The organism is Streptomyces albidus (ex Kaewkla and Franco 2022) (assembly GCF_013870515.1).
Taxonomy (GTDB): domain Bacteria; phylum Actinomycetota; class Actinomycetes; order Streptomycetales; family Streptomycetaceae; genus Streptomyces; species Streptomyces albidus.
On record NZ_JACBXA010000225.1, the window covers coordinates 1 to 9,735 of the forward strand.

The window sequence follows — 9,735 nt, forward strand, 5'->3', positions numbered from 1 at the left end:
TGTGACCGCGGCACTGCACTATCCGGCGCACCAGGCGTCGTTCGCGGTGCTCGCGGTCGCAGTGGGCACTGTGCCGACGGCGGCTCTGCTGGGCGGCGGTGCGGCTTCGACGGTGCCCGTGTCACGGAAGGCGATCTCACTCGCCGTCGAATGCACGGGCTACGGAACGGCGTTGGTCGCGCTCGCGCTGTGCGCCCCGTACCCCGGCACGCTCTGGCTCGCACTCGCCCTCTGTGCCGTCTCCGCCGCAGGCGTCGCCCTGCGCGCCGACCGGCGTCCGGGCGCAGGCTACGGCTCGGCGGTGCTGCTCGTACTCGCCACGTGGGTACGGCTGTTCGCCTCCGGCATCTCCAGCCCCGAGGCGTACACACTGCCGGTCTCCGGCGCGCTGCTGCTCATCGGCTGGCTGCGCAGGCGCCGGCCGGGCAGCGGCGAGACGGCGGCGCCGACCCGGGTGTCGTCGTGGTGGGCGTACGGCGGCGGGCTCGCCTTCACCTTTGTGCCGAGCCTGGCCATGGTGTGGGGCGATCCGCACTGGCTGCGCCCTCTGCTGCTGGGCGCCGGCGCGCTGGGTGCCACACTCGCGGGCGCCCGGTGGCGGCTACAGGCGCCGCTGCTGCTCGGCGGGGCCACCCTCGTGGCGGTCGGCGTACACGAACTCGGCCCGTACGTCGCCCAGGTGGCAGGCTTGCTGCCGCGCTGGCTGACGATTGCGCTCGCGGGGCTGCTCCTTGTCGTGGCCGGCGCCACGTATGAGCGGCGGCTGGAGGAGGCGCGACGACTGAAGCGCGCCTGGCAGCAGCTGAGTTGAGGGGCACGGGCCCGTCCTTCAGGCTGCAACGAGGGGGCGGCCCTGTCCGGTGTCGGACAGGGCCTCCTCGCTCTCGGTCCGCCAACACCCCTGGCCACAGCGGCTCTTGAAGCGGTCCTTGAAGCGGTCCTTGACCGGCTGACGGCGGAGCGTCAGCGATCGTCGACGAACGTGACCGTCTCGTCGAGCGGCGCCCGGTCCGCCCGGGGGGTGTGATCCACCGTGACGTCCTGGTACCCGATCGACATGCCGCAGAAGAGCATGAGGTCGTCCGGGGGTGACAGGACCTCCGCGACGGTCTTCCGGTACTTCGCCCATGACATCTGCGCGCAGCTGTGCAGCCCTTCGGCGCGGAGCAGCAGCATGACGGTCTGCAGAAACATCCCGGCGTCCGACCACTGGGGCCGGCCCAGGTCGCGGTCGACGTAGCAGAACAGGGCGGCGGGGGCGCCGAAGCAGTCCCAGTTCGCGGAAGCGGCCCGCTGGCGTGCCTCCAGGTCCTCTCGCTGGATGCCCAGTGCGCCGTAGCGCTGCTCACCGAAGGCGAATTGGCGTTCGCGGTACGGGGACTTCAGCGCGGGCGGGTACTGCTCGTACTCCGGCTCGTCCCAGGCGTCGCCTGAGGCCACGCGCTCGCCGGCGCGCTTCTTGAGTTCGGCCAGCGGCCCGCCTGTGAGCACGTAGGCGTTCCACGGCTGGAGGTTCGAACCGGACGGCGCCCAAGCGGCAGCGGACAGGACGCGCTCCAGCACTTCCCTCGGGACCTCGCGGTCGGTGAATCCACGCACTGCCCGTCGGCTCGTGACGGCCTCGTAGACATCCAAGATCGTCTACCTTCCTCTGCTCGACGTCTGCCTCCATCAGATTCGCGACGGTATCATTCGATACTATCTTGCATGCAACTACTGTCGGGGTGCGCGCTGCCGCGGATCGACTCGGGCTGTGGCTGCGGCTGTCGGTGCCGTGTTCTCGTCCTGTTCGAACGGAACGCGCCGGAGCCAGGGCGGCGCGCAGCCACTGTGGGTGCAGCTTCATGGGCGGGTTCGCCGAGGACTGCCTGAGGCGAGCGCGTCCACGCGACGGGCCGCCCGCGCGGGTGCCCTTACGCCTCGCCGCGCGGGGGATAGGCGAACCGGGTCAGCAGGTCCGCCAGCTGCTCGGCCTCGCCAGGCCTCAACTCGGAAACCAGGCGGTCGGCCAGCGGCTCAGCCGCCACGTGGGCCGCGTCGAAAAGCTCCACGCCCGCAGGCGTGATCTCCACCGCCCGCACCCGCCGGTCTCCCGGAACGGCTTTGCGTGCGGCCAGCCCTTTGCGCTCCAGGTCGTCCACGACCCGCATGATTCCCGCCTTGTCCGACCCGGTGGCCGCCGCCAGGTCCCGCTGCACTGTGGGCCCGCGGTCCATCAGCTCGATCAGCACGGCGAAATGCCGCACTTCGATGCCGAGCGGCCGAAACGCCTCCGCCATCACCGAGGCCGCGCGCCAGTGCGCCTGGCGCAGCAGCAATCCGAGAGCGAAGGGCGAGGCATCCCCGGGGCGGCCGGTGGCACGTGAAGCAGTGGTGCTGTGAGGAACGTCGGCGGTCATGGGGTCACGTTAGCGGCATCGATTCGGCCGATACGGTATCGATTGAGACCAAGTGTGATCCAGGTCGACCTCGGCACTTGTCGCCCCTCGCCGGAAGGGCATCTGGTCGCGGCAAGGCCGGCCTGGCAACGGCGACCTGGGCGTCGTCCTCGCCTCTATGCCGGTGTCCCCAGGACCTCTCGGATGACGTGCCGGGCGTTGGCCGAAATGATCGGGTTGGTCCTCCGGTAGTACGGCAGCTGGATGACCGCCATGGACAGCGCCCAGCCCCGGCTGCGCGCCCAGGTCGCGTCGTCCACGTCCACCGCCTCGCGGTAGACCCGCCGCGCCGAGGCGGGCAGCAGGTTCCAGGCAGGGATGAGGTCGGTCGCGGGTTCGCCCATGCCCACGGTGCCGAAGTCGATGACTGCCGAGACGCGGTCGCCTGCGAGCAGCAGATTGCTCGGCATGAGGTCGGAGTGCGTCCAGCAGGCCGGGCCCGTCCACAGCGGCGCCGCGAGCGCTTCCTCCCAGGCCGCGGTGATCTCGTCGGCGTCGAAGGGTTCGTCGGTGCGGCGCAGCGCCTCGATCGCTGTCCGCATCTCCCGGTCTTCGGCGATCAACGGCCCGCCCCGGTGCGCCGGCGGCCCGCCGGGGAGGTCGATCTTGCGGATGGCGACCGCGAACTCCGCGAGGTCGCGGGCCACCGACTCGGGCTCGCCCAGGTCGCCTTCGACCGGGTTGCGGCCCTCGATCCAGCGGTGCACCGCCCAGGTCAGGGGGTATCCCTCTCCCGGCGCGCCGGTCGCCACCACCTCCGGGACCGGCAGCGGCAGCAGCGGCGCCAGCCGGGGGAGCAGCCGTGCTTCCATCGCGACGGCCTCGGCGCCTCCGGGGCGCAGCGGCAGCCGGACGGTCAGGTCCTCGCCGAGCCGGTAGATCGCGTTGACGGTGCCTCCGGAGGCGAGCCGGACGATCGGCAGGTCCGCCCACTGCGGAAACTGAGCGCGCAGCAGCCGCCGTACCAGGTCGGCGTCCGTCTCCGCTTCGTCCGCGTGCATCTTGCCCATCCGCCCACCAGTTCTCTCGTTCCCGCCCGGATCGTCGCCGGTCGGACCGTGACCCTGAGTTCATATCAGCCGGCCGTGGCTGCCGGAGGATTACGGGACATGGAGGCTCAAAGCGGCCTGCCTCCTGCGGTCGTGCGGGCACGCCGTGCTCGCTGCCCCGATCGTCAAAGCCGGACGACCGGTCAGCTGTTCCACATAGGTTGTTTTGCTACCTAGGCTGTGGTGTCATCTAGCAATGGTCACCGACAGACGAGCCAGCTGGCTCAAGGGCGTCCTCGACCTGCTGGTGCTCGCCTGCCTCACCGGCGGCGAGAGCTACGGGTACGAGATCGCCAGACGTCTCGACGAGGCGGGGCTGGGCCGTATCAAGGGCGGGACGCTCTATCCCGTGCTCAACCGGCTGGAGGAGTCCGGTCTGCTGGAGGCCGAGTTCAGGGCGACGGAGCGCGGTCCCGGACGTCGCTACTACCGCCTGACGGAGGAGGGCCGCAGCGCTCTCAAGACGCAGGGCGACGCGTGGGCCGGCTTCCACCACTCGGTGACGCGGTTGCTTGAGCAGCGGGAGGACGGCTGATGACGGACGGCACCTACTTCGACCGGCTCGTCGTCCTGCTTCGGGATCGCGAGGTGCCCGAGGATCGCATCGACGAGCTCGTACGTGAGCTGACGGCGTACGGCGAGGAGGCCGGGGCGGACGCGGCCGAGGAGTTCGGGTCCGTCGCCGAGCTCGCGACGCAGCTGTCCGAGCGGGAGCCCACGGTTACGACCGGGCCCGGGGACGGACAGCTGGAGCCGGATGACGCCGCCGAGGCATGGGTGTGGACGGCCGACGCCTTCAAGGAGCAGCGCCTGCTGGACCGCTTCGGCGGCCAGGGCTGGGAGGTGGACCGGCTCGACCGGCTCGGCCGGTTCGTCTGCCGGCGGGACCTGGGGCACCCGATGCGCTGGGAGTACCGGCGGGAGACGCTGGCCCACTCCGGGAGGTCGGCGCGCAGCGTGCAGCTGGCCCCCGAGGGCTGGGAGCAGTTCGGCGTGTGGGGCCCGTTCACGTACTACAAGCGCCCCGGTGCGGTCCTCGACGGCCCCGCCGCCCGGATCGACGAACCGCCCGCCCCGCCGGCGAAGCGTGTCCACTTCGGGAAGCGGCTCTACGCCTGGCTCGCGGTGTGCGTGCTGGCTGTGGCGTCGGCGTTCTGGAGCGGGGTGACCGTTGCCGGGATTCCGGACGGGAGCACGCTGGCGGGTGCGTGCGTGGGGTTCGCCGTCGCCGGTCTGGCGGTGTGGCTGCTGGGGCGGTCGGCGCTGAGGAAGCAGACCTCCGGCAGAAGGTAGGGCTTCACGGCGCCGGGTGTGATCTTGACGAGGGGCGCTGTTCACCCGAACGGCCACGCTCACCTGTGCGACCTCGGGCCTCCGGTTCACCGTGTGTCTATGCGGCACCGTAAACCCAAGCCCAAGCGGCCCTACAGACTCTGGTTCGTGGCGCTCCTGCCGCTCGCGTTCCTGGTCACGTGGGACGAGCCTGTGCGCGACGATGCCGCTGCGCGGCGGCACGCCCGCCCGGCAGGGGCCGGAACGGTGCCCGGTGTGCCCCGCCCGGAGATCGTGCCGCGCCGTGACTGGCACGCGAACGAGAAGATGGTCCGCGAGCGCCCCGCGTCCTCGCACGGTGTGCGGACCGTCTTCATCCACCACACCAACCAGCCGAACGACTACGAGTGCTCAGAGGTGCCCCGCATGCTGCGGACGCTGGAGGCCGACCACGTCAGGCGCGGCTGGGACGACCTGGGCTACAACTTCATCGTCGACCACTGCGGCAAGATCTACGAAGGCCGTTCCGGCGGCCTGAAGCGCTCGGTCGAGGGCGCGCACACGATGGGCTTCAACGCCCACAGCATGGGGATAGCCGCGCTCGGCAACTTCCAGCTGGGCAACGAGGTGCCGCAGCCGATGCTCGACTCGATCGCCACTCTGGCGGCCTGGAAGCTGCGACCGGGCGTCGACCCACGGGGGCGTACGCGGATGGTCTCCTCCAGCGACCTCAGCCGCTTCGACAAGGGGAAGAGCGCGACCTTCCACGTCATAGCCGCCCACCAGGACGCCTACGAGACGAACTGCCCGGGCAAGGCGCTGTACGGCAAGCTCGGGGAGATCCGCCGCAAGGCGTTCCAGCTGCGTGAGCAGGCCGCGGCACGGCAGAAGCCGAAGCGGCCGTCGACGGAGGCGGATGCCGGGCGGGGCGACCGTCACTGACGGGCGGACGCCCCGCACCCGCACGCCCGGGTCAGACCTACGCCCGGGTCAGACCTTGAGGAAGTCCAGAAGATCCTTGTTGAACCGGTCGTTCCCGCTGCCGTAGAGCCCGTGCGGCGCGCCGGGGTAGACCTTCAGGGTGGGGTCCTTGACGAGTTCGGCCGTCTTGGGTGACGAGGCGACGATCGGCACGATCTGGTCGTCGTCACCGTGCGCGATGAAGACGGGGACGTCGATCCGGGTCAGGTCGTCGGTGAAGTCCGTCTCCGAGAAGGCCTTGACGCATTCGTAGGAGGCGTTGAGCGCCACCTGCATGCTCATCAGCCAGAACGCGTCGCGAGTCCCTTCGGAGACGTCCGAGCCGGGACGGTTGGCGCCGTAGAAGCTGGCGCTGAGGTCCTGGTAGAACTGCGACCGGTCGGAGAGCACGCCCTCGCGAATCTCGTCGAAGACCTTCATGGGGAGACCCTCCGGATTGGCCTCCGTCTTCAGCATGAGCGGGGGTACGGAGCTCAGCAGCACCGCCTGCGCGACTCGGGACGTCCCGTGCCGGCCCAGGTAGCGAGTCACCTCGCCGCCTCCGGTGGAGTGCCCGACGACGGTCGCGTTGCTGAGGTTGAGCATGTCGATGAGCTGGGCGAGGTCGTCGGCGTAGGTGTCCATGTCGTGGCCGTCCCACGGCTGGGAGGAGCGGCCGTGGCCCCGCCTGTCGTGTGCGATGACGCGGTATCCCTGCGAAGCGATGAAATTCAGCTGCGGGTCCCAGGCGTCCGCGTTCAGTGGCCAGCCGTGGCTGAAGACGACCGGGCGTCCGGAGCCCCAGTCCTTGTAGTAGATCTCGGTGCCGTCGGCGGTGGTGATGGTGCCCATGGCGGACTCCTTCCTTGCCTTCCCGGCCCGTCGTACGAGGGGAGAGGCCGAGACCTCCGGCCTCCGGCCCCGATCCATGTCGAACGGGCCGGACACACCTTCAACGGTCGCGCGGAGTGGGGGAGCTTTCAAGGCGGGCCCGGGAGCCCGCCCACGCACCGGTTCCGACGCGGCGCGGGAACCGGTCCGCTGTAGGGCCCGAGATCCGTCCGTTCCGGAGAGATCGTTGCTGTGCCGCGGAAGTCCGCTCGCGCAGGAGTGCCACGTCATCAGCGGGGAACCCGCCCGTGCGGTCGATCGGAAGCGAAGAGAGGTGCCGATGTCCCACGTGCCCGCGGAGCAGGACCGGCAGCAAGAGACGGACGACGTCGTGGAGTTGATCCTGAGGGACCACCGCACGATGGAGGATCTTTTCCGTGAGATGCGGAGCGTTGACGCCGACCGCGCGGCGGCGCTGCGCAGACTGGCCGATCTGCTGATCGCCCACGCGGAGGCGGAGGAGACGCAGGTGTACCCGGCGCTGCGCCGCTACCGGAACGTGGACGACGAGGACGTCGAGCACAGCGTGGAGGAACACACCGAGGGCAACGAGGCGTTGCTCGCGCTGCTGGAGGTCGAACAGCCCGGCAGCGAGGAGTGGGACGAGCGGCTGGAGGACCTCGTGCAGGCGGTCAGCCATCACCTGGACGAGGAGGAGTGCTCGCTCATCAACGACACGCGCGAGAACGTCGGCGCGGAACGGCGGGCCGAGCTGGGGCGGGAGTTCGCCCGCGTCCGCCGTGATCAACTCGCTTCCGCTCCGGGCCGCCCGGAGAACGTACGACGGGTGGTGGACGCCGCTTCGCGGTGACTGCGCCGGGCAGCCTTCGACCGGTCTTTTGTCCGGTTCCTCCGGGCCCAGGTGGAGCGGGAGGAACCGCGCAGGGGCTCCCGCGGTCTCCCGTCTGTCCACGGGAGGTACTTCCATCGAGCGATCCCTGTGATGGCTGACGGCGTGGATGTTGCCGCTGTGCCTGCCGGGCTCGGTGCCCTTCTTCATGGCCGAGGCCGCACGTACGACGAATCGTGAACCTCTCGCGTGGAGCGGCGCCTTCAGCCGGCTACGGCCGGAACCGCACCCCGGCGACGACCTCGCACCGCTCCCAACTCGACGCCTGCCGCAGCGAGTTCACCCATGACAGCCACTGCTTCGCGGCCGTCCCGGCGGTGTGTGACGGACGGCCGCCACTGCCTCGATGCGATGCCCACGAGCGAGACGCCCTCAGGTGACGGCCGTCGGGCCGCCCGAAAAGCCGTACTTGTGTACCCCGGGGGAAACCCGTGGAAACGCTCCGAGTCCCGCCATGGCGCCGCCGGTATCGATGCCTGCGGCACTAGATTGAGTCCTTCGAAGATACGGATTGCATGATTTGGACTGTGAATTCAGTACATATGGATTGAAGGGACACGGGGTCTGCATGGAGCCTCGGGAGCTGTGGGATCGGCACACGGTGTTGGCGAAAGCCTTCTGCCAGAGCGACGAGGAGGTACGTGCGGCGCAGACCACGCTGGACGACGCACAGACGAGCCGGATCCGTTCGCTCGCGGCGTTCTCGGTCATCGTCGGCAACGACAAGGCGGTGGCCGAGATGCTCGGCCTGCCGGAGCGTGAAGTACGCATCGCCCGCCGGACCGTCGGCCGTGAGGACGCCCGGTCACTGGCAGACGACCTGCTCATGACGCCGCTCCTCCAGCCGCACTCCGCGCCGCACGAGGAGAACGTGCGGGCGAAGGACCCCGCGAACCCTCATCAGCACGCCCACGCCCAGGCGCCGGATCACATGCCCGCCCACGATCTGTCCCAGATGCACGGGCACCCGCAGGCGCACGTCCCGCCGCAGCATCACCAGGCCCAACATCAGGTCCAGCACCAGCCCCAGCATCAAGTCCAGCACCAGACGCAGCAGCACCAGCAGGTCCCGTACGCACAGGATCCCTACCACCCGGACCAGTACCAGCAGCCGCACGAGCACATGCAGATGTACGACCACTCGCACATGCCCGACCACATGGGCTGGTCACCCGTGCAGGACGCGGTGCTCGTCGACGGCTGGCAGTCCGGCGTGGACATGGAGATCCTCGCGCTCGAACTCGGCACCGACCTGCGGAGGTTGACGGCTCGCGCGCAGTATCTCTCCGCGCAGGGGCGGCTGTTCATGCATCCCGAGGAGAACGCCGGGCGGCAGGGCGGCAAGCACCGCAGGGAGAGCGTCCCGCACCACCCGGGTGTCCCCAGCCAGCAGATGAGCTCCCCGGGCGACGTGCTCCTGCCGGACGGTCTGGTTCCGGACGGCTATGGCGGGTACTGGGCGAACTGGAACGAGATGCTGCCGGCCCCCCAGGGCTGACACTCTCGCACCGTGCGAGCGGGGCCCCGGCGGTCCGGGGCCGCCAGGGCGGGACGTTCTGGCGCCCGTGAGCGTTGATAGCGTGTACGCCCGACCGCCGCCTTGCGGTGTGCCCCTGATGAGGAGCCTGTGACGTGACCGTCCTCGCGCTGGGACCCAGTTGGCTCGATCCGGACTATCTGATCCAGACCTTCGGTCTGATCGGCATCCTTGTGATCGTCTTCGCGGAGTCCGGCCTGCTGATCGGCTTCTTCCTGCCCGGAGATTCGCTGTTGTTCACAGCGGGACTCCTGGTGGCGACCGACAAGTACCTGCACTATCCGCTGTGGCTGGTCTGCACGCTCGTGGTGATCTCGGCCGTGCTCGGTGACCAAGCGGGCTATCTGTTCGGACGGAAGGTCGGCCCCTCCCTGTTCCGCCGGCCCGACTCCCGCCTGTTCAAGCAGGAGAACGTGGAGAAGGCCCACGAGTTCTTCGAGAAGTACGGGCCCAAGTCGCTGGTGCTGGCCCGCTTCGTGCCGATCGTGCGGACCTTCACGCCGATCATCGCCGGCGTGAGCCAGATGCGGTACCGCTCCTTCCTGACCTTCAACGTCGTCGGCGGCGTGCTGTGGGGCGCCGGAGTCACGCTGCTCGGTGCCCTGCTGGGGCAGATCGCGGCCGTGCGGAACAACATCGAGATGATGCTCGTCGGCATCGTGGTCCTCTCCGTGATGCCGATCGTCATCGAGTACCTGCGTGCCCGTAAGCGGAAGAAGGCGGAGACGAACGCCGGCC

General features: G+C 69.7%; 11 protein-coding genes. 7 read left to right on the forward strand and 4 right to left on the reverse strand.

Annotated elements, in window-relative coordinates; all coding sequences use genetic code 11:
- A partial coding sequence (locus tag H5J26_RS24460) for an SCO7613 C-terminal domain-containing membrane protein (RefSeq protein WP_419183846.1) occupies positions 1-811 on the forward strand: 811 nt, incomplete at its 5' end.
- Between the two features lie 152 nt (positions 812-963).
- On the opposite strand, the gene H5J26_RS24465 is transcribed toward H5J26_RS24460, so the two are convergent.
- The 3 genes from H5J26_RS24465 to H5J26_RS24475 form a co-directional block, all read right to left on the reverse strand.
- Positions 964-1,635, reverse strand: coding sequence for a nitroreductase (locus H5J26_RS24465; RefSeq protein ID WP_181768119.1), 672 nt, complete (start codon positions 1,633-1,635; stop codon positions 964-966).
- A gap of 278 nt (positions 1,636-1,913) precedes the next feature.
- Positions 1,914-2,399, reverse strand: coding sequence for a MarR family winged helix-turn-helix transcriptional regulator (locus H5J26_RS24470; protein WP_181768120.1), 486 nt, complete (start codon positions 2,397-2,399; stop codon positions 1,914-1,916).
- Positions 2,400-2,554: 155 nt separating this feature from the next.
- Positions 2,555-3,439 (reverse strand): aminoglycoside phosphotransferase family protein, encoded by an 885-nt coding sequence (locus tag H5J26_RS24475; RefSeq protein WP_181768128.1) that lies wholly within the window; start codon positions 3,437-3,439, stop codon positions 2,555-2,557.
- Positions 3,440-3,683: 244 nt separating this feature from the next.
- Between H5J26_RS24475 and H5J26_RS24480 the strand changes: the two genes are divergently transcribed.
- The 3 genes from H5J26_RS24480 to H5J26_RS24490 all read left to right on the forward strand — a co-directional run bounded on the left by H5J26_RS24480 (position 3,684) and on the right by H5J26_RS24490 (position 5,701).
- Entirely contained in the window at positions 3,684-4,022 is a 339-nt protein-coding gene (locus H5J26_RS24480) for a PadR family transcriptional regulator (protein WP_181768121.1), read from the forward strand.
- A complete protein-coding gene (locus H5J26_RS24485; protein ID WP_181768122.1) occupies positions 4,022-4,780 on the forward strand; it encodes a hypothetical protein in 759 nt (252 codons plus the stop codon). The genes H5J26_RS24480 and H5J26_RS24485 overlap by 1 nt, the downstream gene beginning before the upstream one ends.
- Before the next feature lie 99 nt (positions 4,781-4,879).
- On the forward strand, positions 4,880-5,701 hold the full coding sequence (locus H5J26_RS24490; RefSeq protein ID WP_181768123.1) for a peptidoglycan recognition protein: 822 nt from the start codon (positions 4,880-4,882) through the stop codon (positions 5,699-5,701).
- Between the two features lie 48 nt (positions 5,702-5,749).
- Here the strand turns inward: H5J26_RS24490 and H5J26_RS24495 are convergent, their stop codons facing one another.
- A complete protein-coding gene (locus tag H5J26_RS24495) occupies positions 5,750-6,571 on the reverse strand; it encodes an alpha/beta fold hydrolase (protein ID WP_181768124.1) in 822 nt (273 codons plus the stop codon).
- 319 nt (positions 6,572-6,890) lie between these two features.
- Here H5J26_RS24495 and H5J26_RS24500 point away from each other — a divergent pair, with 319 nt between their 5' ends.
- From H5J26_RS24500 to H5J26_RS24510, 3 genes are all read left to right on the forward strand, one after another.
- Positions 6,891-7,421, forward strand: a complete 531-nt coding sequence (locus H5J26_RS24500; RefSeq protein WP_181768125.1) for a hemerythrin domain-containing protein — start codon at positions 6,891-6,893, stop codon at positions 7,419-7,421.
- Positions 7,422-8,028: 607 nt separating this feature from the next.
- The gene (locus tag H5J26_RS24505) at positions 8,029-8,958 is read left to right on the forward strand and encodes a hypothetical protein (RefSeq protein WP_181768126.1); all 930 of its coding nucleotides are present in this window, start codon (positions 8,029-8,031) and stop codon (positions 8,956-8,958) included.
- Between the two features lie 134 nt (positions 8,959-9,092).
- Positions 9,093-9,735 (forward strand): DedA family protein (locus H5J26_RS24510; protein WP_181768127.1); only part of this gene is annotated, 643 nt, incomplete at its 3' end.

Excerpts from the sequence above, each read along its gene's own strand:
- H5J26_RS24470 (WP_181768120.1), bottom strand. The coding sequence starts at position 2,399 with ATGACCGCCGACGTTCCTCACAGCACCACTGCTTCACGTGCCACCGGC.
- H5J26_RS24475 (WP_181768128.1), bottom strand. The coding sequence starts at position 3,439 with ATGCACGCGGACGAAGCGGAGACGGACGCCGACCTGGTACGGCGGCTG.
- H5J26_RS24480 (WP_181768121.1), top strand. The coding sequence starts at position 3,684 with ATGGTCACCGACAGACGAGCCAGCTGGCTCAAGGGCGTCCTCGACCTG.
- H5J26_RS24485 (WP_181768122.1), top strand. The coding sequence starts at position 4,022 with ATGACGGACGGCACCTACTTCGACCGGCTCGTCGTCCTGCTTCGGGAT.
- H5J26_RS24490 (WP_181768123.1), top strand. The coding sequence starts at position 4,880 with ATGCGGCACCGTAAACCCAAGCCCAAGCGGCCCTACAGACTCTGGTTC.
- H5J26_RS24495 (WP_181768124.1), bottom strand. The coding sequence starts at position 6,571 with ATGGGCACCATCACCACCGCCGACGGCACCGAGATCTACTACAAGGAC.
- H5J26_RS24500 (WP_181768125.1), top strand. The coding sequence starts at position 6,891 with ATGTCCCACGTGCCCGCGGAGCAGGACCGGCAGCAAGAGACGGACGAC.
- H5J26_RS24505 (WP_181768126.1), top strand. The coding sequence starts at position 8,029 with ATGGAGCCTCGGGAGCTGTGGGATCGGCACACGGTGTTGGCGAAAGCC.